This window comes from Thauera aromatica (assembly GCF_023093595.1).
Classification (GTDB): Bacteria; Pseudomonadota; Gammaproteobacteria; order Burkholderiales; family Rhodocyclaceae; genus Thauera; species Thauera aromatica_A.
In genome coordinates this window covers 104,100-130,006 of the sequence record NZ_JALLIK010000104.1, presented here as the reverse complement: position 1 = coordinate 130,006, position 25,907 = coordinate 104,100, and the positions used below count along the sequence as shown (strand labels likewise).

The 25,907-nt window shown below is 67.3% G+C and carries 22 protein-coding genes and 1 pseudogene; 10 read left to right on the top strand and 13 right to left on the bottom strand.

The features are described 5' to 3' along the window. The 9 genes and pseudogenes from MXC99_RS11250 to amrB all read right to left on the bottom strand — a co-directional run. Positions 1–435, bottom strand: a pseudogene (locus tag MXC99_RS11250) (IS66 family transposase); the annotation flags it as partial. A gap of 22 nt (positions 436–457) precedes the next feature. Continuing rightward, on the bottom strand, positions 458–817 hold the full coding sequence (tnpB, locus tag MXC99_RS11245) for an IS66 family insertion sequence element accessory protein TnpB (RefSeq protein WP_247725544.1): 360 nt from the start codon (positions 815–817) through the stop codon (positions 458–460). Further along, complete coding sequence (tnpA, locus tag MXC99_RS11240; RefSeq protein WP_247725543.1) at positions 817–1,134, bottom strand: IS66 family insertion sequence element accessory protein TnpA; 318 nt, start codon at positions 1,132–1,134, stop codon at positions 817–819. The genes tnpB and tnpA overlap by 1 nt, the downstream gene beginning before the upstream one ends. A 473-nt stretch (positions 1,135–1,607) precedes the next feature. After that, positions 1,608–2,573 carry a magnesium/cobalt transporter CorA gene (gene corA, locus MXC99_RS11235; RefSeq protein ID WP_247725542.1) on the bottom strand — a complete coding sequence of 322 codons (966 nt, stop codon included), beginning with the start codon at positions 2,571–2,573 and terminating at the stop codon, positions 1,608–1,610. Between the two features lie 26 nt (positions 2,574–2,599). Next, positions 2,600–4,369 carry a putative bifunctional diguanylate cyclase/phosphodiesterase gene (locus MXC99_RS11230; protein WP_247725541.1) on the bottom strand — a complete coding sequence of 590 codons (1,770 nt, stop codon included), beginning with the start codon at positions 4,367–4,369 and terminating at the stop codon, positions 2,600–2,602. A 64-nt stretch (positions 4,370–4,433) separates the two neighbouring features. Then, complete coding sequence (mfd, locus tag MXC99_RS11225; protein WP_247725540.1) at positions 4,434–7,976, bottom strand: transcription-repair coupling factor; 3,543 nt, start codon at positions 7,974–7,976, stop codon at positions 4,434–4,436. 225 nt (positions 7,977–8,201) lie between these two features. After that, positions 8,202–9,323, bottom strand: a complete 1,122-nt coding sequence (amrS, locus tag MXC99_RS11220; RefSeq protein ID WP_247725539.1) for an AmmeMemoRadiSam system radical SAM enzyme — start codon at positions 9,321–9,323, stop codon at positions 8,202–8,204. Positions 9,324–9,379: 56 nt separating this feature from the next. Then, a complete protein-coding gene (gene amrA, locus MXC99_RS11215) occupies positions 9,380–9,946 on the bottom strand; it encodes an AmmeMemoRadiSam system protein A (protein ID WP_247725538.1) in 567 nt (188 codons plus the stop codon). Next, entirely contained in the window at positions 9,933–10,757 is an 825-nt protein-coding gene (amrB, locus tag MXC99_RS11210) for an AmmeMemoRadiSam system protein B (protein ID WP_247725537.1), read from the bottom strand. The genes amrA and amrB overlap by 14 nt, the downstream gene beginning before the upstream one ends. A gap of 212 nt (positions 10,758–10,969) precedes the next feature. Here amrB and ispD point away from each other — a divergent pair, with 212 nt between their 5' ends. From ispD to thpR, 3 genes are read left to right on the top strand one after another with little or no spacing between them, the layout of a single operon-like run. Continuing rightward, complete coding sequence (gene ispD, locus MXC99_RS11205) at positions 10,970–11,671, top strand: 2-C-methyl-D-erythritol 4-phosphate cytidylyltransferase (RefSeq protein ID WP_247725536.1); 702 nt, start codon at positions 10,970–10,972, stop codon at positions 11,669–11,671. A 4-nt stretch (positions 11,672–11,675) separates the two neighbouring features. Then, a complete protein-coding gene (gene ispF, locus MXC99_RS11200; RefSeq protein WP_247725535.1) occupies positions 11,676–12,170 on the top strand; it encodes a 2-C-methyl-D-erythritol 2,4-cyclodiphosphate synthase in 495 nt (164 codons plus the stop codon). Positions 12,171–12,181: 11 nt separating this feature from the next. Then, on the top strand, positions 12,182–12,739 hold the full coding sequence (gene thpR, locus MXC99_RS11195; protein ID WP_247725534.1) for an RNA 2',3'-cyclic phosphodiesterase: 558 nt from the start codon (positions 12,182–12,184) through the stop codon (positions 12,737–12,739). 252 nt (positions 12,740–12,991) lie between these two features. Here the strand turns inward: thpR and MXC99_RS11190 are convergent, their stop codons facing one another. From MXC99_RS11190 to MXC99_RS11185, 3 genes are all read right to left on the bottom strand, one after another. Then, positions 12,992–13,432, bottom strand: a complete 441-nt coding sequence (locus MXC99_RS11190) for a host attachment protein (protein WP_247725533.1) — start codon at positions 13,430–13,432, stop codon at positions 12,992–12,994. 80 nt (positions 13,433–13,512) lie between these two features. Continuing rightward, positions 13,513–13,641, bottom strand: coding sequence for a hypothetical protein (locus MXC99_RS16955; RefSeq protein ID WP_282100150.1), 129 nt, complete (start codon positions 13,639–13,641; stop codon positions 13,513–13,515). Further along, positions 13,638–14,417 carry a zinc-dependent peptidase gene (locus MXC99_RS11185; RefSeq protein ID WP_247725532.1) on the bottom strand — a complete coding sequence of 260 codons (780 nt, stop codon included), beginning with the start codon at positions 14,415–14,417 and terminating at the stop codon, positions 13,638–13,640. The genes MXC99_RS16955 and MXC99_RS11185 overlap by 4 nt, the downstream gene beginning before the upstream one ends. 126 nt (positions 14,418–14,543) lie before the next feature. Between MXC99_RS11185 and MXC99_RS11180 the strand changes: the two genes are divergently transcribed. Next, on the top strand, positions 14,544–16,760 hold the full coding sequence (locus MXC99_RS11180; RefSeq protein ID WP_247725531.1) for a RelA/SpoT family protein: 2,217 nt from the start codon (positions 14,544–14,546) through the stop codon (positions 16,758–16,760). A gap of 65 nt (positions 16,761–16,825) precedes the next feature. Here MXC99_RS11180 and ppk1 read toward each other — a convergent pair whose 3' ends face one another. Further along, positions 16,826–18,898, bottom strand: coding sequence for a polyphosphate kinase 1 (gene ppk1, locus MXC99_RS11175; protein ID WP_247725530.1), 2,073 nt, complete (start codon positions 18,896–18,898; stop codon positions 16,826–16,828). Between the two features lie 243 nt (positions 18,899–19,141). Between ppk1 and ppx the strand changes: the two genes are divergently transcribed. Genes ppx through MXC99_RS11145 form a run of 6 tightly spaced genes read left to right on the top strand, consistent with a single transcriptional unit; the run spans position 19,142 to position 25,882 of the window. Continuing rightward, a complete protein-coding gene (gene ppx / locus MXC99_RS11170; RefSeq protein WP_247725529.1) occupies positions 19,142–20,644 on the top strand; it encodes an exopolyphosphatase in 1,503 nt (500 codons plus the stop codon). A gap of 15 nt (positions 20,645–20,659) precedes the next feature. Next, positions 20,660–21,778, top strand: coding sequence for an MlaE family ABC transporter permease (locus tag MXC99_RS11165; RefSeq protein ID WP_247725528.1), 1,119 nt, complete (start codon positions 20,660–20,662; stop codon positions 21,776–21,778). Then, complete coding sequence (locus MXC99_RS11160; RefSeq protein WP_247725527.1) at positions 21,775–22,569, top strand: ABC transporter ATP-binding protein; 795 nt, start codon at positions 21,775–21,777, stop codon at positions 22,567–22,569. The genes MXC99_RS11165 and MXC99_RS11160 overlap by 4 nt, the downstream gene beginning before the upstream one ends. 2 nt (positions 22,570–22,571) lie before the next feature. Next, a complete protein-coding gene (locus MXC99_RS11155) occupies positions 22,572–23,516 on the top strand; it encodes an MlaD family protein (RefSeq protein WP_247725526.1) in 945 nt (314 codons plus the stop codon). 31 nt (positions 23,517–23,547) lie between these two features. Beyond that, entirely contained in the window at positions 23,548–24,186 is a 639-nt protein-coding gene (locus tag MXC99_RS11150; RefSeq protein ID WP_247725525.1) for an ABC-type transport auxiliary lipoprotein family protein, read from the top strand. A 43-nt stretch (positions 24,187–24,229) separates the two neighbouring features. Beyond that, positions 24,230–25,882, top strand: a complete 1,653-nt coding sequence (locus MXC99_RS11145; protein ID WP_247725524.1) for an acyl-CoA synthetase — start codon at positions 24,230–24,232, stop codon at positions 25,880–25,882. Positions 25,883–25,907 lie beyond the last annotated feature (25 nt).

Genomic DNA, 25,907 nt, shown 5'->3' with positions numbered 1-25,907 from the left:
CGCCTCGGTTGCGGATGCGGCCAGCGCTTCGGCCTCGTCGAAGAGCCAGCCCTGGCCCGCGTGCGATTCGCTGCTGGGCCCGAACATGCGCCGACGCGCCAGGCGCAGCTGCTCGTAGAGCTCGAGGATGCGTGCCTCGAAGCCTTTTTGCAGTTCGGCCTCGCGGGCATCGAACGCTTTCTGAAGTTCGACTTCGCGGGTATAGAAGGCTTTCTGGAGTTCGGCCTCGCGCGTCTTGATGGCGGCTTCCTGCTCGAGCCGAAGCATCTCGAACTGGGCTGCAGTTTGGGCGGCGAGTTGCGTCTCGAAGGCACGCTGCTGGGCCAGCAGCAAAGCTTTGAGCGTCGCTGGATCGTCGGGCAACTGCGCGGGGAGGACGGATGCGCGCACGCCGACGGCGGGGTTCGAACGAGGGGCGGCGGTACGTTGCGGCATGCCGTGATTATACTCGATCAAGCTACGTAACTGATTGGTAATGAAGCGTTTTATGCGGTTTCGACGCCCACAGATCGAAGCCCTCGAGCAGCCACTCGAGCTCCTTCATCGTGAGCGTGCAGGTGGGCTGGCTCGCCTCGGCCGCCGGCCAGGCGAAGCGCTCGGCTTCGAGTCGCTTGTACCAGAGGCAGAAGCCGTTGCGGTGCCAGTACAGCGCCTTGAGCTTGTCGCGGCGGCGGTTGATGAACAGGTACAGCGCGTCACCGAACAGGTTCAGTCCCAGTTCCTGCTCGACCAGCGCCGACAGGCCACCGATGGATTTGCGGAAGTCGATCGCAGGCCGGTACAGATACACTGCACCAATCGAGTGCCCCGGATGCATCAGCGCCCTCGCTCGGAAAGCGCTGCCGATAGTGCGGCCAGCCAGTCGGCGCTGGGTAGCGTCGCGCATTCGAGTCGCAGTTGTGCGTCGATGAGCACCGTGCAGCCCGTGCGGGCCGTCACCGAAGGCTCGATCTGGATCGGGATGAATCCGCCAAGCTTGGCGCGGCTGGGACGACCGCCGGCCACCAGGCGCTTGCGCCACTGGTAAAGCGCCTGCGGCGACAACCCCTCACGCTCAGCGTAGGCCTTCGTCGTGATGCCCTCGGCCTCGATCGCCGACAGGTGCGACAACCAGAACTTGCTGCGCTCCGACATGCTCGTGCTCCCTGAGAAACGGAAGCCGAAGCATGCGGGCTCACACGGAGCTACGTAAGAATGGGGTTCGTGGAGCGCTTACACTGTATGTGACCGGGCTGATTGCGCTAGTTCTTTGGCGAACGACATTTTGAATTGCCTAACTTTGTTTTAGGGCGACAGTTCTGCCGCATAACGTCGGAATACCGGATAGCTTGTTCTGCAAGTTACTGTTTATATGCAGGAACTGCGCTCAAGGCAAAATAACAAGACAGAAAAAACAGCAGGCGGCGGCACGGCGGGGTAATCTGATTCATGTGGAACGTAGGCATATAGCACATCGTTTCGCCCGGATGGCCGCTATCTGGATCGGGCGTCGACCGATCGCTTCCGGCCGTTTGCACCGCTGTTCATGACACTGCGGCTATGCATAATGGCCGACTTCTACCGTGTCCGCCGCCGGCGGCACTCGGCCGTCGGCCTCGCCGGAAACATCACAGCCATTTCGCTTTCCTGAAGCGCCACCACAGGAAGGCGCTCGTGCCTGCGATCACGGCGATGCCGAAGGGGTAGCCGTACTGCCACTCGAGCTCGGGCATGTGGGCGAAATTCATGCCCCAGATGCCGGCGAAGGCGGTGGCGACGGCGAAGATCCCGGCCCAGGCGGCGAGCCGCTTGGCGATCTCGGTCTGGTCGATGGCGACCATCGACAGGTTGACCTGGATCGCGGTGACGATGGTGTCGCGGATGCTGTCGAGCGAGGCGTTGAGCCGGGTCAGGTGGTCGTACACGTCGCGGAAGTAGTGCCGGCTGTTGGCGCAGACTTCGGGCACGCGGCCGCTGTGCAGCTTGCCGGCGGCTTCCATCAGCGGCGTCACCGCGTGCTTGAGGAGGGTGACCTTGCGTTTCAGGCGGTACAGTCGGCGGATGCTGGAGTGCGCCGCGCCCCTGGTGAAAATGCGTTCTTCGAGCGCTTCGAGCTCAGATTCGAGGCCTTCGATGACCGGAAAGTAGCGATCGACGACGGCGTCCATCAAGGCGTAGAACACGTAGCCCGCGCCTTTCGCGAGCATTTTCGGCTCGCGCTCGCAACGGCGGCGCACGTCGAGAAAGCCGCGCTCGCTGCGGTTGCGCACCGACAGGATGTAGTTGGCGCCGACGAACACGTGCACTTCGCCGACGTCGAGGACGTTGTCCTTGTCCTCGATGAGGTGCATCACCGCGAACAGCTCGTTCTCGTATTCCTCGACCTTCGGGCGCTGATGGCCGTGATGGGCGTCCTCGACGGCGAGTTCGTGGAGGGCGAACTCCGCTTTCATCTGCGCGAGTTCCTCGGCCGTCGGGTCCTTGAGCGCGACCCAGATGAAGGTGTCGGCGCGCTGCAGGTAGTCGCTGATCGCCGCGACCGGGATGTCTGCGAGCTTGCGTCCGTGCTGGTAGGCGGTGCAGTTGATGAGCATGGCGCGCAGGCTCGGCAGGGACGCCGTCAGTGGGCGCGGGTCGGGGTGTCCGCCGTTTGCGGGCCGGGCGCGGGGGCGATGTCGCGCAGCAGGCGGCCGGGGTTTTCCAGGTCGTCGATGATCAGCATTTCGGCCTGGGCGGCGGTGACCGGACGCGAGTACAGGAAACCCTGGGCGAATTCGGCCCCCAGCCCGCGCAGCAGCGCTTCCTGGGCGGGGAGCTCGACGCCCTCGCAGACGACCTCGCGGCCCAGCTTGTGGGCGAGGTTGAGGATGGTTTCGACGAAGCTGCGGTCGGCCGCCCGGTCGTGAACGTGGCGGATGAACGAGCGGTCGACCTTCAGGGTGTCGATCGGCAGGCGGTGCAGGTAGGACAGCGAGGAGTAACCGGTGCCGAAGTCGTCCAGCATCAGTTTGAGTCGGGTGCGCTTGAGGGCGCTCATCAGCTCGATCGCGCGCTCGCCGTCTTCCATTGCCGCGCTTTCGGTGATTTCGAGCTTCAGGTGGCGCGGGGAAAGTCCGCTCTCGCGCAGGGTGCGGCGGATCTCCGGCAGCAGCTCGGGGTGGGTGAGCTGGCGTGCGGACAGGTTGACGCTGACGGTCAACGCCGGGCGGCGCGGGAAGGCGAGCTGCCAGCGGCGCATCTGGGCGCACGCGGTGTCGAGCATCCAGCGCCCGATGGGGACGATCAGGCCGCTGTCTTCGGCCAGGGGGATGAATTCGGCGGGGGGGATGAGGCCGCGCTCGGGGTGGTTCCAGCGCACCAGCGCTTCGAAGCCGACCAGCCGGGTGTCGCGCAGACGCACGATCGGCTGGTAATAGGCTTCGAATTGATTGCGCTCGAGCGCGCGGCGCAGATCGAGTTCGAGGTCGAGCCGGCGCAAGGCTTCTTCGTGCATCCCGCGGTCGAACATCGCATAACCGCCGCCGCCCTGGGTCTTGGCCCGGTTCATCGCCAGGCTGGCGTCGCGGAGCATGACGTCAGGATGGTCGTAGTGGGAATTGTTCATCGTCATTCCCGCTGACATGCTGGCGAACACTTCATGTTCGTGCAGATGGAAAGGCAGGACGCAGCTTTCCTGCAGGCGCTTGATGACCCGCACCGGGGAGGTGGGGTCCTTGATGTCTTCGAGCAGGATGCCGAACTCGTCGCCGCCGAGGCGCGCGATCATGTCGGTCGGCCGGGTGGAGCGGCGCAGCAGGTTGGCGATCTCGATCAGCAGCAGATCGCCGATGCGGTTGCCGAGGCTGTGGTTGATGACGCTGAAGCGGTCGATGCCGCAGTGGATGACGGCGAACTGGAGCTGATTGTTGCGCTGGGCGCGCTGCATCGCGTGATTGACGCGGTCGAGGAACAGGCCGCGGTTGGGCAGGCCGGTCAGGCCGTCGATGAAGACTTCCGGCAGCCGGGCTTCGTGCTCCGACAGGTTCACCCCGGTCTCGTGCGCCGAAGCGTAGAACAGCATGTGGTCGGGGTCGAAGCTGACGCTCCACGCCAGGCCGACATAGGTGCCGTCGCTTCTGCGGCAGCGGCACGAAAAGCGCACCGTCGACAATTCGTCGCCGATGCGGCACAGGCGGTCGATCATGTCCTCGCGGTCGAGTTCGTGCACGACCTCGATGAACGGACGCCAGCGCAATTCGTCCTGGCCGAGGCCGAGCACTTCCCGCCATGATTCGCTCATCATCTGGATCACCCAGTTCTCGTCGAGAACCATCAGCAAGGCGCCCGGCAGCCTGAAGAATGCGCTTTCGGCGGGGAAGGCCTGCGGAGGTTTTCGATAAACGGACATCATGGGCGGTTACTCGCGGGTTTTCGCAATGATACGGGGCTGCAGGGATTCGGTGAACGTGAATTCATCAAGTTCGGACGGCTTCGAGCAGGTTGCGCACCGCTTTGACCCGCTCTTTCAGGTCGGGCAGGTTGGTGCGGCGGACGAGTTTTTCCGGGCCGGCCATCCTGGTGTCGCGGTCCTTCTGGATCAGGAAGATCACCTTCACCGGGTCGATCGGCGCATCCGGGGCGAACTGCACGCTGATCTGGGCCTCGGAAGCATCGAGCTTATGCACGCCGAACGCCTTGACCATCATCCGCAGGCGGTGGGTCTCGATCAGGGCGACGGTTTGCGCCGGCAGTTCGCCGAAGCGGTCGATCAGCTCTTCCTGCAGCGCGCGCAGATCCTCTTCCGTCTCGCAGTTGGCCAGGCGCTTGTAGAGCGTGAGCCGCTCCTGGACGTCGGGGCAGTAGTCGGTGGGCAGCAGCGCGGGCGTGTGCAGGTTGATCTCGGAGACGACCTCCAGCGGCTGGGACAGGTCGGGCTCGCGGCCGGCCTGCAGGTCCCGGACCGCGCGCTTGAGCATCTCGGTGTACAGGCTGAAGCCGACCTGCTGGATTTCGCCCGACTGGTTCTCGCCCAGGACTTCGCCGGCGCCGCGGATCTCGAGGTCGTGCATGGCAAGGTAAAAGCCCGAGCCGAGCTCGTCCATCAGCGCGATCGCCTCCAGGCGCTTTTGCGCCTGCGGCGTCGGTTTGGCGCCGGGCTGGGTCAGCAGGTAGGCGTAGGCCTGGTGGTGACTGCGGCCGACGCGGCCGCGCAGCTGGTGCAACTGGGCGAGGCCGAAGCGGTCGGCGCGGTTGATGATGATAGTGTTGGCGGTGGGGATGTTGATGCCGGTCTCGATGATGGTGGTGCACAGCAGCAGGTTGGCGCGCTGCTGGGTGAATTCGCGCATCACGCGCTCGAGTTCGCGCTCGGGCAGCTGGCCGTGACCGACGACGATGCGCGCCTCGGGCAGCAGCTCTTCGAGGTCGTCGCGCATGTTGTCGATGGTGTCGACCTCGTTGTGCAGGAAATACACCTGGCCGCCGCGCTTGAATTCGCGCAGCACCGCCTCGCGGATCGCGCCGCGGCTCGAAGGCTGGACGAAGGTCTTGATCGCCAGGCGCTTTTGCGGCGCGGTGGCGATCACCGAGAACTCGCGCAGGCCTTCCATCGCCAGGCCGAGCGTGCGCGGGATCGGGGTGGCGGTGAGGGTCAGGACGTCGACTTCGGAACGCAGCGCTTTCAGCGCTTCCTTCTGGCGCACGCCGAAACGGTGTTCCTCGTCGATGATCACCAGCCCGAGGCGCTTGAACTTGACGTCCTTCTGGATCAGGCGGTGGGTGCCGATGACGATGTCCACCTTGCCTTCGCCGAGCAGCCGGAGCGACTCGGCCTGCTCCTTGGCGGACTTGAAGCGCGACAGTTCGGCGATCTTGATCGGCCAGTCGGCGAAGCGGTCGGCGAAGGTCTGGTAGTGCTGTTCGGCGAGCAGGGTGGTCGGGCACAGCACCACCACCTGGCGGCCGTCGGCTACCGCGATGAAGGCTGCGCGCAGCGCCACTTCGGTCTTGCCGAAGCCGACGTCGCCGCATACCAGGCGGTCCATCGGCCGGCCTGATTTCATGTCGGTGACCACGGCGTCGATCGCCGCCTGCTGGTCGGGCGTGGTCTCGAAGCCGAAGCCTTCGGCGAAGGCTTCCAGGTCGTGCTGGGTGAAATCGAAGCGGTGCCCGGGGCGCGCGGCGCGCTGGGCGTAGAGCGCGAGCAGCTCGGCGGCGGTGTCGCGCACCTGCATCGCGGCTTTTTTCTTCGCCTTTTCCCACTGGCCCGAGCCGAGGCGGTGCAGTTCCACGCCTTCCGGGTCGGCGCCGGCGTAGCGGGTGATCACGTGCAGTTGCGCCACCGGCACGTAGAGCTTGTCGCCGCCGTTGTATTCCAGATGGAGGAACTCGCTCGTTTGCTCAACCCGGCCTTCGCCGAGGTTCATGTGGATCAGCCCGAGGTAGCGGCCGATGCCGTGCGACACGTGCACCACCGGGTCGCCGATCTTCAGCTCGGACAGATCGCGCAGCCAGCCTTCCATGGTCGCCGCCTTGCGGCTGTCGCGGCGGCTGCGGCTGCGGGCGGTGGCAGCGTAGAGTTCGGCCTCGGTCAGCACCGCCAGCCTGGCCGCCGGCAGCACGAAGCCGCGGGCGAGCGGGGCGACGCCGAGCGCCACCGGGCTGGCGGCGGCGAGGAAGGCCGCGAAATCGACCGTCGGCTCGGGCTTCACGCCGTATTCGGCGAAGAACTCGGCCATCGTTTCGCGCCGGCCGGGCGAGTCGGCGAGGAGCAGGATGCGGCCGCCGGCGTCGTCGATGAAACCGTCGATGAAGGCCTTGAGCCTGTGCAGCGGGTCGGAGGACTTGCGCTCGACGGCGACTTCGGGTGCGGGCAGGGCGAGCGCGGCGGCATCGCGACCGGCGCTGTCCACCTTGCCCGCCGCTTCGCCCGCGGGTGTGCCGCCGCCTGCTCCGGCGTTGCGAGCGGGGTCGGGCTCGGCGCCGATGTCCAGGCGCGGGCGGCGCTTGAGCGCGGTGAAGAAGGCTTCGTCGCTGAGAAAAAGCTGCTCGGGCGGCAGCACCGGGCGGCTGCGGTCGCCTTTGAGCAGGTCGTGGCGCGAGCGGGTGTCGCGCCAGAATTCGGCGATCGCCGTGGGGACGTCGCGGTGCAGCAGCACCGGGGTGTCGGCGGGCAGGTAGTCGAGCAGGGTCGCGGTATCGTCGAAGAACAGCGGCAGGTAGTACTCGATGCCGGCGGGAGCGATGCCGCCGGAAATATCCTTGTAGATCGAGGCGCGCGTCGGGTCGCCCTCGAAGGTCTCGCGGAAGCGGCTGCGAAAGCGGGTGCGCCCGGCATCGTCGAGGGGGAATTCGCGCGCCGGCAGCAGGCGGATTTCCTTCGTCGGATAGACGGTGCGCTGGGTGTCGGGGTCGAAGGTCTTGATGCTCTCGACTTCGTCGTCGAAGAGGTCGATGCGGAAAGGCAGTGGAGAGCCCATCGGGAACAGGTCAACGAGCCCGCCGCGCACCGAGAATTCACCGGGGCTGACCACCTGGGTGACGTGGGCGTAGCCGGCCAGTGCCATCTGGGTCTTGAACCGCTCCGCGTCGAGGCGCTCGCCCTGCTTGAGGAAGAAAGTGTAGGCGGCAAGATAGCTCGGTGGCGCCATCCGGTAGAGCGCGGTGGACGCGGGCACGAGCACGATATCGGCTTCGCCGCGGCTGAGCGCATACAAGGTGGCGAGGCGTTCGGAGATGAGATCCTGATGCGGCGAGAAGCTGTCGTAAGGCAGGGTTTCCCAGTCCGGCAGCAGGTGCAGGCGCAAGGCCGGTGCGATCCAGGCGATTTCATCCACCAGGCGCTGGGCGTCGAGCGGATTGGCGGTGATCACCAGCAGCATGCGGCCGCGGCCGGCGAGCTGGGCGATCGCGAGCGCGTCGGCGGAGCCGGCCAGTGGCGGCAACGCCAGGCGGGCGCCGGCTCTGGGTAGGGGCAGGGTGGCGAGATGGGTGAGCAGGGTGTCGAGCGGACTTGGCATTGGGAGCGTGTATCTGCGGCGGAAGAAGCGCTCGCCGGCGGCGCGCGGCCTTGGCGAGGGGGCGATTATCCCGCAAACCGTGCCCGTGCGCCCGGCCGCACCGGGCTTGCCGGGTTGCCGCACCCGGTGCGGCCGCGCGGAGGAGGGTGCGTGGAGGAGGGTGCGTGGAGGGGGCGCGGTCAGCGCCGGGCGCCGGGGCCGCGCGCTGCCGGCAGCGGGCGCGGCTCAGGCATGGCGGTGAATCGCGACCGGAATCCGCCGCGCGCCGAAGGCCTTGCCGATTGCGGCGCCGCTTGGACCGAAGCGCCCCGCGAGCACGGTGCCGCAGTGCGGGCAGGCGCCCCGGGCGTCGAGGTGGTAGCTGCGGATCTCGTACCAGTCGCGCACGATCAGCGCTTCGCCGCAGCCGGTGCAGCGCGTGGTGTCGCCGTCAATGTCGTGCACGTTACCGGTATAGACGTGCTGCAGGCCGCTATCGAGCGCGATGCGCCGCGCGCGGCGCAAGGTGGCGGGCGGCGTGGGCGGCAGGTCGTCCATCTTGAAATCGGGATGGAAGGCGCTGAAGTGCAGCGGTACGTCGGCGCCGAGTTCCTTGCGTACCCAGTTCGACAAGGCGGTGAGTTCTTCGTCCGAGTCGTTGTGGCCGGGAATCAGCAAGGTGGTGAGCTCGACCCAGACCTCGGTTTCGTGCCGCAGCCAGAGCAGGGTGTCGAGTACCGGCTGGAGGTGGGCGCCGCACAGTTTCACGTAGAAGTCTTCGGTGAAGCCTTTCAGGTCGACGTTGGCCGCGTCCATCCGTGAAAAGAAGTCGTGGCGCGCGAGCTCGGTGATGTAGCCGGCGGTGACCGCCACCGTCTTCAGCCCCGCGCGGTGGCAGGCGTCGGCGACATCGATCGCGTACTCGGCGAAAACCACCGGGTCGTTGTAGGTGAAGGCGACGCTGTGACAGCCCCAGTGCTGCGCGGTGGCGACGATTTCCTGCGGCGAGGCAGCGTCCATCAGCGTGTCCATGTCGCGCGACTTGGAAATGTCCCAGTTCTGGCAGAACTTGCACGCCAGGTTGCAGCCGGCGGTACCGAAGGAGAACACGCTGCTGCCCGGGTAGAAGTGATTCAGCGGTTTCTTCTCGATCGGGTCGATGCAGAAACCCGAGCTGCGTCCGTAGGTGGTCAGCAGCATGTCGTCGCCTTCGCGCATGCGCACGAAGCAGGCGCCACGCTGACCGGGATGCAGCTTGCAGAAGCGCGGGCACAGGTCGCACTGGTAGCGCCCGTCGTCGAGCGCATGCCAGTAGCGGGCGGGATGGCGGCTGTCGGCCGCGGTGGCCGGTGACGGGGCGGTGTTCATGGTGGGCGCTCCAGCTCGGGTGGGGACTGGCGAGGGCGGTCAGGCGTGGTGCAAGGTCAGGAGTGGGCCTGCTCGCTCTCCTTCCATTTCTGCACGTGGTAGCGGGCGGCCATCAGTTCGACCACCTCGCGGTTGGTGGGCAGGCCGGCCTTGTGCTTGAGCGCGTTGAGGAAGGCGCGCGGCTCGGGAAGCTGCTCCCACACCTGGGGCAGGAAGGTGGCGCTGCTGCAGCCCGAGAACAGGATCAGGCCGTCTTCGAAAGGACGCAACTGGGCGAGCAGCTCTTCCTCGCCGAAAAAGTCGATGAATTCGGGCTCGGACAGCACCGAGACTTCGATCGAAATCCCGCCCAGCTCCTCGCCGGTGAGCGGCGGAAAACGTGAATCCTTGCTGGCGGCGGCGACGGCGTTGGTCATGACATCCTCCCCCAGCGGGTGCGAGCGACGCAGGCTGCCGATGCAGCCGCGCAGCCGGCCGTCCTGCAGCAAGGTGATGAAGGACGCGCCGCGCTCGTGCAGGCGGGCGTCTTGCGGCACCTCGGGCGCCGGAGCGAGGCCCAGATGATGGGCGATCGCCGCGCGGGCGAGCTTGAGCAGGAGGGGGCCGAGGTCAGTGTCGGGCATGGTCGGGGAACTCCGTGTCGGAAAAAGCGATGCTGGTGTAGCCGACGACCCGCGCACGGTCGCCGGCAGTGTCGCCGGAATTGCGCAGGTCGAGCAGCTGTGGATGGAGGTGATGACGGCGGGCGGCAAGCAGCAGGCCGTTGATCGGGGTGGCGCCGCACGCCTGCTCGTGATCGATGCCGTCGCGCAGGGTGAGGACCGCTTCGACGGTGGCCCGGTCGGTCCACTGGGCCTCGCGGTACGGGTGGTAATGAGACAGGTCCGAGCTGACGACGATCAGGGTTTCCGGCCCGCCCCACAGGGCCTCGAGCAGTTCCGCGACCGCCGCGGCGGGGGCGTCGCCGACCAGCAGGGGGACGATCTCGAAGCGCTCGAGCATCACCTGGAGGAAGGGGAGCTGTACTTCGAGGCAGTGCTCGAGGGCATGGGGGCGGTCATCGACATGCACGTCCGCTCTGGCCTGCAGCGCCAGCCAGTCCGCTTGGGACAGGGGCGCTTCGCCCAGCGGGGTGGCGAAAACCTGGGCTGCGGGGAGGGCGAAGCCGCGTACCGCCATGCGATGCGTGGGGCCGAGCAGGACCACGCGCCGGATGCGCTCGCGCAGCGGAGCGAGCGAGGTGTAGGCGCTCGCCGCCACCGCTCCCGAATAGATGTAGCCGGCATGGGGGACGATGAGCGCCTTGGGGATGGGCGCGGCTTCGAGCGGCACTGCGGTGGCCAGCAGTTCGGCGAGCTGGGTGCGCAACACGCGCTCGTCGCGCGGATAAAACAGCCCGGCGACCGCGGCCGGGCGAATCGAAGCGGCAGCCATATGTGAAGTCCCTGCCTTCAAGTCTTCGGGGGAAACGACGATGCAATTATAGGATGGTGCTTGCGGGATGCAGGTTCCGCGTCGGGAGCCGGCACCCCAGCGCCATTGTACGTGGTGCGACCGGGCGGAGCGCTGCGTGCGCCGGGAGAGGTGGCATGGGAAGGCGGCGCGGGGAACTGCCGCGGTGCGCGCTGCCCGGCTAGAATCGGGCCATGCAGACCTTCCATCCCCGTCACTTCGCCATCGTCCCGGCGGCCGGCAGCGGTTCGCGCATGGGCGCGGCGCGCCCCAAGCAATATCTGCCTCTGCTCGGTCGGCCATTGATCCACCATGCCCTTGCCACGCTGTGCGCCGCGCCGGCGATCGAGCGGGTGTTCGTCGTGCTCTCGGTCGATGACGCCGAGTGGGCACGGCACGACTGGAGCGCGCTGGGCTCCAAGCTGGTGCCGCTGTTCTGCGGTGGGGCGACGCGCGCCGACAGCGTGCTCGGCGGTCTGCGGGCGATCGCCGGCGAAGCGGCGCAGAGCGACTGGGTGCTGGTCCATGATGCGGCGCGCCCTTGCCTGGCCCCTTGGCACATCGACAAGCTGGTGCGCGAACTGGCCCAGGATGAGGTCGGCGGATTGCTGGCGGTGCCGGTCGCCGACACTCTCAAGCGCGCCGACGAGCATCGGCATGTCGCCCAAACCGTGCCGCGCGACAGCCTGTGGCAGGCGCAGACGCCGCAGATGTTCCGTTACGTGATGCTGCGCCGCGCCTTGGAGATGGCCAGCGAAGTCACCGACGAAGCGAGCGCGATCGAGATGGCCGGGCTGCGTCCGCGCCTGGTGCAGGGCGATGCGACCAACCTGAAAGTAACCTATCCGCTCGACCTTCATCTGGCCGAATGGATCCTCCAGCACCGTCGGGGGTGACGCGATGAATTTTCCTTTCCGTATCGGCCAGGGCTTCGATGTCCATGCCCTGGTTCCGGGGCGCCCGCTGATCATCGGCGGGGTGACGATTCCTTTCGCCTACGGTCTGCTGGGGCATTCCGACGCCGACGTGCTGTTGCATGCGCTCACCGATGCCCTGCTCGGCGCAGCCGGCCTGGGTGATATCGGCCGCCTCTTTCCCGACACCGATCCGGCCCATGCCGGGGCCGACAGCCGGGTGCTGCTGCGCGAAGCGTTCGCCCGCGTGCGCGCGGCCGGTTGGGCGGTCGTCAATATCGACGCCACGGTGATCTGCAAGGCGCCGCGCATCCTGCCGCACGCGCCGGAGATGGTGGCCAACATCGCGGCCGACCTTGGAATCGATGCCGCGGCCATCAACATCAAGGGCAAGACGACCGAAAAGCTCGGCTTCACCGGCCGTGGGGAAGGCATCGCGGCCCAGGTGGTCGCTCTGCTCGCACGCACGGGCGCGGCCTGAACGGACGGACGATGGCCGGGCCGCTCTTGCTCGCCTCCGCCCCGCCCCGTCGGCGGGTGTTCTTCGCGCTGTGGCCCGATCACACGATCGCGGCCGCTCTCCACGAAACCGCCCGCGGGCTATGGTCGGCCTGTGGCGGGCGTTTGATGCGGCGCGACACCTTGCACCTGACACTCGCCTTTCTGGGGGAAGTCCCGAACGCGGCGCTCGACCGGCTGTCGCGTGCGGCCGCACGGATCGAAGGTTCGCCCTTCGTCCTGGAACTGGACCGGGTGGGAAGCTGGCACGGCCAGCGCATCGTGTGGCTGGCGCCGCAAGAGGTGCCGGCGGCGCTGTCGGCGCTGGCCGGGGATCTCGATGCGGAGCTCGAGGCGGAAGGCTTCGCACTCGAAGCACGCCCCTTTTCGCCCCATGTCACCCTGCTGCGCAATGCGCGCAGCGCGCCGCCGGCGACCGGGCCTGCCGCCGTGCGCTGGCCCGTCTCCGCTTTCGCCTTGCTGGAGTCGGTGCGCGGCGTGGGTGTGGCGACTTATCGCGTGCTGGGGTCCTGGCCGTTGGCCGGGAAATGAAGAATTCCCACAGTCCTGGCCCGAAAATGAAAGACCGCGCCAGCGGGACGTGTCAAAGGACGCACCAAAAGGAAAACGGGGCGCACAGCGCCCCGCCTGTTCTGGACTTGTTCTGCGAACAGCCCGGTCTCCTGGGTGGAGACATCATGGTCATGAAAGTGCTTCAGTCAGCGCGAAGAGTGCATCCTGATCGATAGGGTCAAACGCTTCCTCCTGCAAAACGGGCCGCGAGGCCCTGAATCGTCGCATGGCTCAGAGCAGGATCGCCGAACCGAGCCGATCGCCGAGCTCGCTCTCGGGGGTCTTGGTGTAGTCCTTTTCGAAACGGTCGGTGATCAACTGCGCGGTTGGACCGTCGATGACCGTATTCAGCATGCCCATGAAGGCCGGCGGAGCGACCAGGATCGCGCGCCGGAACGCGTTGGCCGCGCGTCCCTGGTACAGCTCCTGGGCGATCTGTTGGGCGAATACCTTGGCTTCGTGCTGCTTGGGCAGGGTCTGCGGCTGCATCGATCCGCCACCCGAACCATTCGCTGCCATGGCGCCGGAACGGTCGGTGACGAGGTCGGCGTTTTTCTGTCTGCTCTCGGGATGGATCAGTTCCTTCACCAGCGTCAGCCCCTTGTTGGGGCCGAGGTTCGCATAGAGTTTCGCCAGGCTGGCGTTGGCAACCAAAATCCAGGTTATGGCCATGTGACACCCTCCATTGCTAGAAAAAACGCATCACCACGACAATGTGGCGGTGGTGTGCCGGAAGTCGCAGCACTTTCAGCTTAGCCATTCGCCTGCACTCTGCCAATTGCAATTGTTGCCGCATGGTGGGATCGGTTTTTGCTGGTCGGGAATGCAATCGACGGAAAAATCAGAACATTCTCGTCGGCAGGCACTTCGCGCGGGTTCATGTCCGGTCTTCGGGCGGGGATCGTGCCGCGGCGGCCGGATCGAGCCCGTAGAACCGGCGTAATTGCTCGTAGATGGCGGGAAAGCGCGCGCGCAGGTGGTGCGGGGATTCGAAGAAGGTTTCCGTGACCACGGCGAAGAATTCGCCCGGATCTTCGGCCGCATAGGGATCGATCACGGTCTGCGCACCGCGGTCGACTTCGGCGCGGAAGGCATCGAAGGCCTCGCTGAACGCCGCCGCCCAGGCGCTGCGCGACATGCCGGCGCGCAGGCGGGGGAGCCCGTCGACGCCGCCGTTTTCCATGTCGAGCTTGTGGGCGAACTCGTGGATGACGACGTTCACTCCGGGCGGGTGGGCGCCCTCGTCGAACCAGGCCACCAATACCGGTCCGCCCTCCCAGGCTTCGCCCAGCACCTCGTCCTCGTATTCGTGGACCACGCCGGCTTCGTCGAACTCGCGCCGCGGGATGACGAAATCGCCAGGGTAGACGACGATGCCGACCCAGCCAGCGTATGCCTCGAGGCCGATGTCGAGCACCAGCAGGCAGGCCTGGAGCGCGATCGACAACAGGATGTCGTCGTCCAGGTGCAGGCCGCGCGCGCCATGAAATTCCTTCGACGCAAGGAACTCGAGCGCCAGGGCGCGCAGGCGGATGCGCTCGGGCGGGGTCAGAAAATCGAGAAAGGGCAGACCGCGCTCGACCCTGTCCCACTGTGCAGCGGGAACTTCGGCCGGATTGCGTTCCAGCCCCAGCCAGCGTCGGATCCGTTTCAGCATGGAGGAGGGCGAGGGGAGCGTTGTGCAGGGGGATCTGGCCCTGGATGATCGCACAGCAGGCCGTGGGAGAACGCGCCGGTTGCGGGCGCGGGCGGGCGGCGGCCCGATATGGGATAATCCGCCGCCATGGTTTCCGTCACTCATGCGATTTCTCAGGGCGATACCGCGCCCCCGATCGAACTGCTCGCCGCCGGCCTGGACGAAGTCGAGCGCGGCCGCATCGAGGCCGCGCTCGACTGGATCGCGACGCTCTACGAAGGCAAGGTCCTCGGCACCGGCGAGTCGACCTGGACCCATGCGATCGGGGCCGCGCTGATCAGCGCCTCGCTGCGCCTGGACGTCGAAACACGGCTGGCGGCGCTGCTGTTCGCCGTCTGGGAGATGCTCGAGCATCCGGACGAAGAGCTCGGCAAACGCTTCGGGCCGGCGGTGGCCGGGTTGGTCCGCGGGCTGCACCGGCTCAATGGCCTGCGCGTGATCACGCGCATGACGGCAATGGCGAGCGCGCCCGAGATCCGCGCCCAGAACGAAGTGCTGCGCAAGATGCTGCTCGCCATGGTCGAGGATATCCGCGTGGTGCTGGTGCGCCTGGCCTCGCGCACCCAGACCTTGCGCTACTACGCCGACCAGCCCGCCGGTCAGCCTGCCGCAGGCTGCATCGAAATCGCGCGCGAGAGCCTCGACATCTACGCCCCGCTCGCCAACCGGCTCGGCGTGTGGCAGATCAAGTGGGAACTGGAGGACCTGTCCTTCCGCTTCATCGAGCCCGAGACCTACAAGCGCATCGCCAAGATGCTCGACGAGCGCCGGGTCGAGCGCGAAAAGTTCATCCACGACGCCATCGAGCGCCTCACCAACGAGCTTGCCGCGGCCGGAGTCAAGGCTGAAATCAGCGGGCGGCCGAAGCACATCTACAGCATCTACAACAAGATGCGCAAGAAGCGGCTCGACTTCTCGCAAGTGTTCGACATCCGCGCGCTGCGCGTGCTCGTCGACGAGATCAAGGACTGCTACACGGTGCTCGGTGTCGTGCACCAGATCTGGCAGCCGATCCCGAAAGAATTCGACGACTACATCACCAAGCCCAAGGGCAACAACTACCAGTCGCTGCATACCGCGGTGCTCGCCGGCGACGGCCGTGCGCTCGAAGTGCAGATCCGCACTCAGGCCATGCACAAGCACGCCGAACTCGGCGTCGCGGCGCACTGGCGCTACAAGGAAGGCGCCAGGAGCGGCAGCGACTACGACGAGAAGATCGCGCTGCTGCGCAAGCTGCTGTCGTGGCGCGACGAAGTCGCCGATGCCGCGCACTGGACGGAGCAGTACAAGCGCGCTTCGCTCGACGACACGCTCTACGTGCTGACCCCGCAGGGCCGGGTTGTCGACCTGCCGCGCGGAGCGACGCCGGTGGACTTCGCCTACCGCCTGCACACCGATCTCGGCCATCACTGCCGCGGGGCCAAGATCGACGGTCACCTGGTGCCGCTCAACACGCCGCTGGAAAACGGGCAGACGGTCGAGATCGTCGCCGCCAAGGAAGGCGGGCCGTCGCGCGACTGGCTCGACCCGCGCCAGGCCTACGTGGCGACTTCGCGCGCACGCTCCAAGATCAGGCAGTATTTCGCCCAACTCGACGAGGAAGAGCTGTTGTCGCGCGGGCGCAGCTTCGTCACCCGGGAAATGCAGCGCGACGGCCACGCCCAGGCCAACATCGACGGGCTCGCCGAGCGCCTGGGTTTTCGCAACGCCGAAACGCTGTTTCTCGCCGCCGGCCGTGGTGAAGTCGGCCCCCGTGCGCTGCAGGTAGCCCTGCGCGAAGGCGATGCGCCGCCCGCAGAGCCGGTGGCGGAAACCGGTTTCGTCGTCGGCCGCAGCCGCTCGGGAGACAACTCGGACAAGATCCTGATCGTCGGTGTCGGCAAGCTGATGACGTCGCTGTCGCGCTGCTGCAAGCCTGCGCCACCCGATGCGATCGAAGGTTTCGTCACCCGCGGGCGCGGGATCTCGATCCATCGCATCGACTGTGGCGATTTCCAGCAGCTCGCCCGGGCCCACCCCGAGCGCGTGATCGCGGCCGAGTGGGGCGAGCAGGGCGCGGACAGCCGCGACGCGCTCTATCAGGTCGACATCAACGTCCAGGCCGGCGACCGTCAGGGGCTGCTGCGCGACATTTCCGACGTGCTCTCGCGCGAGAAGCTCAATGTCATCGCGGTCAATTCGCTGACGAAGAAGGGCACGGCCTACATGCGCTTCACCATGGAAGTGCGCGGGATCAAGCAGGCGCAGCGGGCGATCACGCTGATCCGCGAGGTGCCCGGAGTGATCGACGCCCAGCGCCGCTGAACGGGGGGCACCGCTGCCGCACAGCAAAAGACGGCGCTGCCCCTTTCGCTGCGCGGGTGAAACCTTCAGCTGCTCGCCGCCAGTTCCTTCAGCAGGATCAGCTGCGCCACGCGGCGGATGCTGCGCGGGTGCTTGCGGCGATAGCTGCCGTCGGGCTGCATGTCCCAGGCCTGGCAGTTGTCGCCCAGATAGGGGCGCAGCCCTTCCTTCATCACCCGGCGCTTGAGGCGGGGGTCGAGCACCGGGAAGGCGATCTCGATGCGGCGGAAGAAGTTGCGGTCCATCCAGTCCGCGCTCGACAGGTACATCTGGTCTTCGCCGTCGGCGTGGAAATGGAAGATGCGGTGATGTTCGAGAAAGCGCCCCACCACCGAGCGCACCCGGATGTTGTCCGACAGCCCGGGCACGCCCGGGCGCAGCGCGCAGGGGCCGCGGATGATCAGGTCGATCTCCACCCCGGCCTGCGAGGCGGCGTAGAGCGCCTCGATGGTTTCCGGCTCGAGCAGGGCGTTCATCTTTGCCAGGATGCGCCCGCGCCGGCCCGCGCGGGCGATCTCGGCCTCGCGTCCGATCGCGGCCACGACCTTGGGCTGCAGCGTGAACGGCGACTGCCACAAGTGGCGCAGCTCGGTCGCCTTGCCCAGGCCGGTGAGCTGCTTGAACACTTCGGCGACGTCCTCGCCGATCTCCTTGTTGCAGGTAAGCAGGCCGAAATCGGAATAGAAGCGCGTGGTGCGCGGATGGTAGTTGCCGGTGCCCATGTGCACGTAATGGCGCAGGCCGTCCTCCTCGCGGCGCACCACCATCAGCAGCTTGGCGTGGGTCTTGTAGCCGAACACGCCATAGACGACATGGGCGCCGACGTCCTCGAGGCGGCTGGCGAGGGCGATGTTGGCTTCTTCGTCGAAGCGTGCCATCAGCTCGAGGACGACGGTGACTTCCTTGCCTTTTTGCGCCGCGCGGGCGAGATGCTCCATCAGCACCGAGTCGGTGCCGGTGCGGTACACGGTCATCTTGATCGCCAGCACCTGGGGGTCGTCAGCCGCCGCGCGCAACATCTCGATCACCGGGGCGAAGCTCTGGAAGGGGTGATGGAGCAGGATGTCCTGGCTGCGGATGGCGGCGAAGATCGGCCGGCGCTTTTCCAAGGCCTTGGGCAGGCCGGGGACGAACGGGGGGTATTTGAGGTCGGGGCGCTCGACCCAGTCCGGGATCTGCATCAGGCGCACGAGGTTGACGATGCCCGGGGTGCGATAAAGATCGTCGTTGTCGAGGTGGAAGTGCTGCAGCAGGAATGAAGCCATGTCCACCGAGCAGTTGTCGGCGACTTCGAGCCGCACCGCGCCGCCGAACTGGCGCTGCTGCAGTTCGCCCTTGAGCGAGGCGCGCAGGTCCTTGACTTCTTCTTCGTCGACGAACAGATCGGAGTTGCGCGTGACCCGGAACTGATAGCAGCCGAGCACGTGCATGCCGCTGAACAGTTCGCCGACATGGGCGTGGAGCACCGAGGACAGGAACACGAAACCATATTCGAGCCCGCAGATTTCGTGCGGCAGCCGGATCACGCGCGGCAATGCCCGCGGCGCCTGCACGATGGCCGCACCCGAGTCGCGGCCGAAGGCGTCGCGCCCTTCGAGTTCGACGGCGAAGTTCAGGCTCTTGTTGAGCACACGCGGAAAAGGGTGGGCCGGGTCGAGGCCGATCGGCGTCAGCACCGGCATCACCTCGTTGAGGAAGAAGGTGCGGATCCAGGCCCGCTGCGCTTCCGTCCACTGGTTGCGGCGCAGGAACACGATGCCTTCCTGCCCCAGCGCGGGCAGGATGTCTTCATTGAGCAACTGGTACTGGCGGGCGATGATGGCATGCACTTCGCGGCTGACGCGCTCGAGCAGCTCGCTCGGAGAAATGCCGTCCTCGCCCGATTTACGGCTGCCGACGCGGATCTGCTCCTTGAGGCCGGAGACACGGATCTCGAAAAACTCGTCGAGATTGCTCGAAACGATGCACAGGAAGCGCAGGCGCTCGAGCAAGGGCACGGTCGAATCGGCGGCCTGGGCGAGGACGCGGCGCTGGAACTGGAGCAGGGATAGTTCGCGGTTGATGAAGTGGTCGGCGGGATAGTGGTGGTCGTTTCTCATGGAGGTTCCGGCTGGGGTGGGCGCGAGTCGGCATCGATGATTATGTGACAGTTTTACTTCGCGTTCATGACAGGTGCCGGGTATGAAGAGCGACAAAACGTATCGCGGCGGATCCGTGCCGCGCACGCCGGTGCCGCAACGCTGCGGCGGATGCGCCGCGGCCGGATGGACGCGCCGGGGGAGGGCATCGCCGATGATGCTAAAATCGCCCCCTCCGGCGCCGGCGGCGTCCTCCGAAGTGTGATGATGCGAGATCTAATTGCGGCCATCGACCTGGGCTCGAACAGTTTCCGCCTGCAGGTCGGTCGTATCGTCAACGACCAGATCTATCCGCTCGACGGCCTCAAAGAAGCGGTCCGGCTGGCGGCCGGCCTGTCGCCGGACAAGATGCTCGACCTCGCCGCGCAGCAGCGCGGGGTCGCGGCGCTGCAGCGTTTCCACGAGCGCCTGCACGATTTCGCTCCGCAACGGGTGCGCGCGGTGGCGACCAACACCTTGCGGGTGGCGAAGAACAGTGCCGAGTTCCTGATCCGCGCCGAGGCGGCGCTGGGCTTCCCGATCGAGGTCATCGCCGGGCGCGAGGAAGCGCGGCTGATCTACGTCGGCGTAGCGCATACCCTGCCCGATCCGCACCGCCAGCAGCTGATCGTCGACATCGGCGGCGGCTCGACCGAGTTCATCATCGGCAAGAGCTTCGAGCCGGTGCTGCTGGAGTCGCGCTACATGGGCTGCGTCGGCTTCAGCCTGCGCTTTTTCCCCGACGGGCGGATCGACAAGCGCAGCCTGAGGGACGCCGAACTCGCCGCGCGGCGCGAGTTGCAGACCATCGTCCAGGCTTACCGCGAGGCCGGCTGGGAAGAGGCGGTGGGCTCCAGCGGAACGGCCAAGGCCTTGCTCGAGATTCTCGAACAGAACGGTTTTTCCAGCGGCGGCATCACCCGTGACGGGCTCGAGCGGCTGAAGGCCGTGCTGCTGCGCGCGGGGCGGCTCGACGCGCTCGATCTGGCCGGGCTCAAGGGCGACCGCCTGCCGGTGATCCTGGGCGGGTTCGCGATCATGAGCGCGGTGTTCAAGGAGTTCGGCATCGAGCGCATGGTCTTCTCCGAAGGCGCGCTGCGCCTGGGTGTGCTCTACGACCTGCTCGGACGCTATCACCATCACGACCTGCGCGACGCCACGGTGGCGGCTTTCGTGCGCCGTTACGGGGTCGATACCCGCCAGGCGCAGCAGGTCGCCGACACCGCCTGCCATCTGCTCGAGCAACTCGCCCCGGAGATGGTCGACCCCGAGCATCTCGACCGGCGTTTCCTGCGCTGGGCCGCCATGCTCCACGAAATCGGCATTTCGGTGGCGCATTCGAGCTATCACAAGCACAGCGCCTACATCGTCGCCAACGCCGACATGCCGGGCTTTTCACGGATGGACCAGGCCCGCCTGGCGCGCCTCGTGCTGTCCCACCGCGGCAAGCTCGAGCGGGTCTCTTCGATCGACGCCGACAGCGTGGACTGGCTGCTGGTCGCCTGCCTGCGGCTGGCGGTGGTGGTGCATCGCGCCCGCGACGCGCGCGGCATCCCGCCGATCGAAATGCGCCGCGAGGGCAGGGGGTTTTCGGTGAACACTCCGGCGAGCTGGCTGCAGAAGCGACCGCTGACTGCCGCGGCGCTCGAGGAAGAGCGCCGCCAGTGGGTCGCGCTCGGGCGCGGACTGTACGTGCGCGCGCTCGGTGCGCGCAGCGCGGCGGCCTGAGCGGCGACGATCGCCATGGCTGCGGGTATCGATCGCGGAATCGTCATCGATCGTGCGGCGGGGACGGTGTGCCTGGCCGGAGAGTGGACGCTGAGGGCGTTGGCCGCGCGGGTCGCGGCGCGGCGGCGTGAGCTGGCGGCAGCGCAGGGCTGTGCGCACTGGTCGCTGTCCGCCATCGATCGCCTCGACAGCTTCGGTGCGCTCTTGCTGTGGCGTGCCTGGGGGGGGCGATGGCCGGCGCAGGTCGAACTGAGCGACGCCCACCGCGCCACCATCGAGCGCGTCGCCCGCGCGGCGGCGCGGCCGCTCGTGCTGGCCCCTTCGTTTACGGCCGCGGACGCGGTCGCGATGCTGGGCGCGGCGATCCTCGGCCTGGGCGTCCATCTGCGCGATTTCGTCGCCCTGCTCGGCCAGCTCCTGCTCGATCTGCTGCATCTTGCCCGCCATCCGCGCGAATGGCCGATGCTGGAAATTTCGGCCAATTTCCACAAGGTTGCGGTCAAGGCGATGGCGGTGACCGCCCTGGTGGGTTTTCTGATCGGCGTCGTGCTGTCCTATCTGTCGGCCCTGCAGCTGAAGATGTTCGGCGCCGACACCTTCATCGTCAATATCCTCGGTCTGGGCATCATCCGTGAACTCGGGCCGGTGCTGGTGTCGGTGCTGGTGGCGGGACGCTCGGGGTCGGCGATGACGGCCCAGCTCGGCGTGATGCGCGTCACCGAGGAAATCGATGCGCTCGCGGCGATGGGTATTTCGCGCTCGCTGCGCCTGGTGCTGCCCAAAGTGATCGCACTGACGCTGGCGATGCCGCTGCTGGTGCTGTGGACCTCGGCGGTCGCGCTGCTCGGGGGCTGGCTGTCGGCCTGGATCGAGCTCGATCTGTCGTTCCGCTACTTCATCGATGCCTTGCCCGATGCGGTGCCGGTGGCGAACCTGTTCATCGGCCTTTCCAAGGGAGCGGTGTTCGGCTTGCTGATCGCCCTCATCGCCTGCCATTTCGGCCTGCGCGTGCGCCCCAACACCGAGAGCCTGTCGACCAACACCACGGCGTCGGTGGTGTCGGCGATCACGGTAGTGATCCTGGTGGATGCGATCTTCGCGATCGCCACCCGCTCGATCGGGATTCCGGGATGAGCGCCGGCCGGCCGCAGGGCGCTCCGGTGGTTTCGCTGCGCGGCGTGGCCACGCGCTTCGGCGCCAACGTGGTGCACCAGGGGCTCGACCTGGACGTCGAGGCCGGGGAGATCGTGGCCCTGGTGGGCGGCTCGGGCAGCGGCAAGACGACCTTGCTGCGCCACGTCATCGGCCTCACCCGGCCGGCCGAGGGCGAGGTGCGGCTGTTCGGCGAAGCGCTGCACGCCGGCACGGTGCACGAGCGCATCGCGCGCCAGCGCCGCTTCGGCGTGCTGTTCCAGCAGGGGGCGCTGTTTTCCGCCTTTACCGTGGGTGAAAACATCGCCTTTCCGCTGCGCGAGCTCGGCATCGTGCACGAGGAAGAAATCCGCGATCTCGTCGCCCTGAAGCTGGCGATGGTCGAAATGGAGCCCGAGCACGCGCGGCTGATGCCGGCCGAGCTCTCCGGCGGGATGGTCAAGCGTGCGGCCCTCGCCCGTGCGCTGGCACTCGAGCCCGAGCTGTTGCTGCTCGACGAACCGACCGCTGGCCTGGACCCCGACCGCAGCGCCGCTTTCGTGCGCCTGATCCTGGCGCTGCGCGGCGAACTGGGGCTGACCGTGGTGCTGGTCACGCACGACCTCGATACCCTGGCGGCGATGGCCACCCGGGTGGCGGTGCTGGCCGACAAACACATCCTGAGCTATGCCACGCTGGAAGACACGCTGAAGGTCGATCATCCTTTCATCGAGCGCTTCTTTCACGGCGAGCATGGCCGCCGGGCCCTGGCCCGGGCACAGGGAGAGCGCTGATCATGGAAAACCGAGCCCACGCCCTCGCCGCAGGCCTGTTCGCACTCATCCTCGGAGCCGCGTTGCTGGGCGCCCTGTGGTGGTTCTCGAACGAGCGCGAGCCGATGCGCGATCTCGTCCTGGTCGCCCGCGGCGACATCAACGGCCTCGGCCCCCAGGCCCGGGTGCGTTACCGCGGGCTGGCAGTCGGGACGGTCAGCGCGGTGCGCATCGACCCGCAACCACCGCACGACATCCTGGTCCATGTCCGCGTCGTCCAGAATCTGCCGCTGACCCGGGGAACGCGCGCCACCCTCGGCACGATGGGAGTGACCGGGCTGGCCTACGTCCAGCTCGACGATCGCGGGGAAGACCCGACCCCGCTCGCCGGAACCGCCGACGCCCCGCCGCGGATTCCGCTCGAGCCCGGCCTGCTCGACCGGATCGCGGAGCGGGCGCTCGCGGCGGTGGACCGCTTCGATATGGTCGGCACCCAGGTCGCGCGAATGTTCGACGCCGAAAACGTCGCCCGCCTGCGCGCGACCTTGCAGCGGCTGGAATCGGCCGCCGAAGGCATGGATCGCAGCTTCGCCGATGTGCCGGAAACGCTTCGGGCGCTGCGTGCAGTGCTGAGCCCGGCCAACCTCGCCAGCCTGCAGGCGACCCTGGGCAATCTCGAGCAGGCCAGCGCCGAGGCCACGCCGGCGGTGGCCGAGTTGCGTGGGCTGCTGGTCCGCATCGAGCACATGACGGTGCGCCTGGACGAGGCCGCGACGGCGACCAGCAGCGGCCTCATCGACGGCACCCTGCCGCAGCTCAACGAACTGCTGCGCGAACTGACCGCGACTTCGCGCCGGGTCGGGCGCCTGGTCGAGGAGGTGGAGAGCACGCCGCAGGTCCTCCTGACCGGCCGGGCGGCGCGCGAACCGGGGCCGGGAGAGCCAGGCTTCGGGGCGCTCGCGCAGTGAGCGCCCACTTTCGATACGGACGACAACAACCATGATCTCCGGCCTATTTCCAGAATTTCCCCGCCTGCGCGGCATCGTGATCGGTCTTGGGGTGGCCGCCGCGCTGGCCGGCTGCAGCGGCCTGAACCTGAAACCCCCGCCGATGGCCTTCTACGATCTGGGCCTGGGCGCGCCGGCCGGGCTCGAGCCCCGTTTCGCGCCCCTGCGGATCGAGGTCGCGGCGCCGCCCTGGCTGGCGAGCAGCGCGCTGCAGTACCGCCTCCAATGGGACGATCCCCTGCGTCGGCGCAGCTACACCGAAAGCCGCTGGGTCGCCCAGCCTGCCGACATGCTGGCGCTGGCCTTGGAACGGGCGCTGAAACCGGATGGCAGCGGCAACCGCTGCCGTTTGCGGATCGAGGTGGACGAGCTCGTGCAAGTGTTCGACGACGTCGAGCGCAGCCGGGTAGAGGTGGTGCTGCGCGCCGGGCTGGTGCCGCCGCGCAGTGACGAGGCTCTGGCGCAGCGCGAATTCCGCGCCGACGTGCCGGCACCGAGCGGCGATGCGGTCGGTGGCGTGGGCGCATTCCGGGCCGCGGCGGATCGGCTCGCGGGGGAACTGGCCGACTGGATCGCCACCCTTCACCGTGCGGGGCCGCCCTTGGACGCGGGGACGCGCTGCCGGGGCTGAAGCGGACCCGATGGCCGCGCATGCGAGAGGAAAGGAGCCGAGGATGAGCGGGACCGGAAATTCGCCCTACGATACGGGGCTGGAGCGCAATGCCGCCAATTACGCGGCGCTGACACCGCTGACCTTCATCGAGCGCAGCGCCGCCGTCTATCCGCAGCGGCTCGCCGTGATCCACGGGCGCCGGTGGTATACCTGGGCCGAGAGCTTCGCCCGCTCGCGCCGCCTGGCTTCGGCGCTGAAGCAGCTCGGCATCGGCCGCAACGATACCGTGGCGGTGATTCTCAACAACACGCCCGAGATGTTCGAATGCCATTTCGGCGTTCCCGCCTGTGGCGCGGTGCTCAACACCATCAACACCCGCCTCGACCCCGAGGCCGTCGCCTTCATCCTGGCGCACGCCGAGGCGAAAGTGCTGCTGGTCGATCGCGAATACGCCGCGGTGGCGAAGAAAGCGCTCGCGCTCGCCGGGCGCAGCGGCCTCGTCGTGATCGATGTCGACGACACCGAGTACGTCGGCCCGGGCGAACGGCTGGGGCGGATGGACTACGAGGCGCTGCTCGCGAGCGGCAGCGAGGGCTTCGTCTTCGAGCCGCCGGCCGACGAATGGGATGCGATCTCGCTGAACTACACTTCGGGCACCACCGGAGACCCGAAGGGGGTCGTATACCACCATCGCGGCGCCTATCTCAACGCCTTGTCGAACATCGTCTCGTGGGGCATGCCGCCGCATGCGGTCTACCTGTGGACGCTGCCGATGTTCCACTGCAACGGCTGGTGCTTCGCGTGGTCGATGGCCGCCAACGCGGGCACCAACGTCTGCCTGCGCCGGGTCGATCCGCGTCTGATCTTCGATGCCATCCGCGCGCATCGGGTCACCCACTACTGCGGCGCACCGATCGTGCATTCGATGCTGGCGAGCGCGCCCGCGGCCTGGCGTGAAGGGATCGACCATACCGTGCATGGCCTGGTCGCCGCCGCGCCACCGCCGGCCGCGGTGATCGAGGGCATGGCGAAGATCGGCTTCGATCTCACCCACGTCTATGGCCTGACCGAAACCTACGGCCCGGCGGCGGTGTGCGCCAAGCACGACGAATGGGCCGATCTGGCGCTGTCCGAGCAGGTCGCCCTCAACGGCCGTCAAGGCGTGCGCTACCACGCCCAGGAAGCCATCACGGTGATCGACCCCGACACCATGGAGCAGGTACCGCGCGACGGCCGGACCATGGGCGAAGTCATGTTCCGCGGCAATCTGGTGATGAAGGGCTACCTGAAGAATCCGCGGGCGACCGCCGAGTCGTTCCGCGGCGGCTGGTATCACACCGGCGATCTGGGGGTGCTGCAGCCCGACGGCTACGTCAAGATCAAGGACCGCGCCAAGGACATCATCATCTCGGGCGGAGAGAACGTATCGTCGATCGAAATCGAGGACGTGCTCTATCGCCATCCCGCGGTGATGGCCGCGGCGGTGGTCGCGCTCGCCGACGAGAAGTGGGGCGAAGTGCCCTGCGCCTTCGTCGAACTGCGCGAGGGGGCCGAAGCGGACGCCGCGGCGCTGCTCGCCCATTGCCGCGCACACCTGGCCGGGTTCAAGATGCCGAAGAAGATCGTCTTCGGCGCCTTGCCCAAGACCTCGACCGGCAAGATCCAGAAGTTCATGCTGCGCGAACGGGCGCAGTCGGCGGCAGCATCCGGGTAGGGTGTCCCACTGCGCGGCGGGGGCA

Excerpts from the sequence above, each read along its gene's own strand:
- MXC99_RS11150 (WP_247725525.1), top strand. The coding sequence starts at position 23,548 with ATGATCTCCGGCCTATTTCCAGAATTTCCCCGCCTGCGCGGCATCGTG.
- tnpA (WP_247725543.1), bottom strand. The coding sequence starts at position 1,134 with ATGTCGGAGCGCAGCAAGTTCTGGTTGTCGCACCTGTCGGCGATCGAG.
- amrS (WP_247725539.1), bottom strand. The coding sequence starts at position 9,323 with ATGAACACCGCCCCGTCACCGGCCACCGCGGCCGACAGCCGCCATCCC.
- MXC99_RS11160 (WP_247725527.1), top strand. The coding sequence starts at position 21,775 with ATGAGCGCCGGCCGGCCGCAGGGCGCTCCGGTGGTTTCGCTGCGCGGC.
- MXC99_RS11185 (WP_247725532.1), bottom strand. The coding sequence starts at position 14,417 with ATGCTGAAACGGATCCGACGCTGGCTGGGGCTGGAACGCAATCCGGCC.
- corA (WP_247725542.1), bottom strand. The coding sequence starts at position 2,573 with ATGCTCATCAACTGCACCGCCTACCAGCACGGACGCAAGCTCGCAGAC.
- MXC99_RS11230 (WP_247725541.1), bottom strand. The coding sequence starts at position 4,369 with ATGATGTCCGTTTATCGAAAACCTCCGCAGGCCTTCCCCGCCGAAAGC.
- ppx (WP_247725529.1), top strand. The coding sequence starts at position 19,142 with ATGATGCGAGATCTAATTGCGGCCATCGACCTGGGCTCGAACAGTTTC.
- MXC99_RS16955 (WP_282100150.1), bottom strand. The coding sequence starts at position 13,641 with ATGAACCCGCGCGAAGTGCCTGCCGACGAGAATGTTCTGATTTTTCCG.
- amrB (WP_247725537.1), bottom strand. The coding sequence starts at position 10,757 with ATGGCTGCCGCTTCGATTCGCCCGGCCGCGGTCGCCGGGCTGTTTTAT.
- ispF (WP_247725535.1), top strand. The coding sequence starts at position 11,676 with ATGAATTTTCCTTTCCGTATCGGCCAGGGCTTCGATGTCCATGCCCTG.
- MXC99_RS11165 (WP_247725528.1), top strand. The coding sequence starts at position 20,660 with ATGGCTGCGGGTATCGATCGCGGAATCGTCATCGATCGTGCGGCGGGG.
- thpR (WP_247725534.1), top strand. The coding sequence starts at position 12,182 with ATGGCCGGGCCGCTCTTGCTCGCCTCCGCCCCGCCCCGTCGGCGGGTG.
- ispD (WP_247725536.1), top strand. The coding sequence starts at position 10,970 with ATGCAGACCTTCCATCCCCGTCACTTCGCCATCGTCCCGGCGGCCGGC.
- amrA (WP_247725538.1), bottom strand. The coding sequence starts at position 9,946 with ATGCCCGACACTGACCTCGGCCCCCTCCTGCTCAAGCTCGCCCGCGCG.
- mfd (WP_247725540.1), bottom strand. The coding sequence starts at position 7,976 with ATGCCAAGTCCGCTCGACACCCTGCTCACCCATCTCGCCACCCTGCCC.
- MXC99_RS11190 (WP_247725533.1), bottom strand. The coding sequence starts at position 13,432 with ATGGCCATAACCTGGATTTTGGTTGCCAACGCCAGCCTGGCGAAACTC.
- MXC99_RS11180 (WP_247725531.1), top strand. The coding sequence starts at position 14,544 with ATGGTTTCCGTCACTCATGCGATTTCTCAGGGCGATACCGCGCCCCCG.
- MXC99_RS11155 (WP_247725526.1), top strand. The coding sequence starts at position 22,572 with ATGGAAAACCGAGCCCACGCCCTCGCCGCAGGCCTGTTCGCACTCATC.
- MXC99_RS11145 (WP_247725524.1), top strand. The coding sequence starts at position 24,230 with ATGAGCGGGACCGGAAATTCGCCCTACGATACGGGGCTGGAGCGCAAT.
- tnpB (WP_247725544.1), bottom strand. The coding sequence starts at position 817 with ATGCATCCGGGGCACTCGATTGGTGCAGTGTATCTGTACCGGCCTGCG.
- ppk1 (WP_247725530.1), bottom strand. The coding sequence starts at position 18,898 with ATGAGAAACGACCACCACTATCCCGCCGACCACTTCATCAACCGCGAA.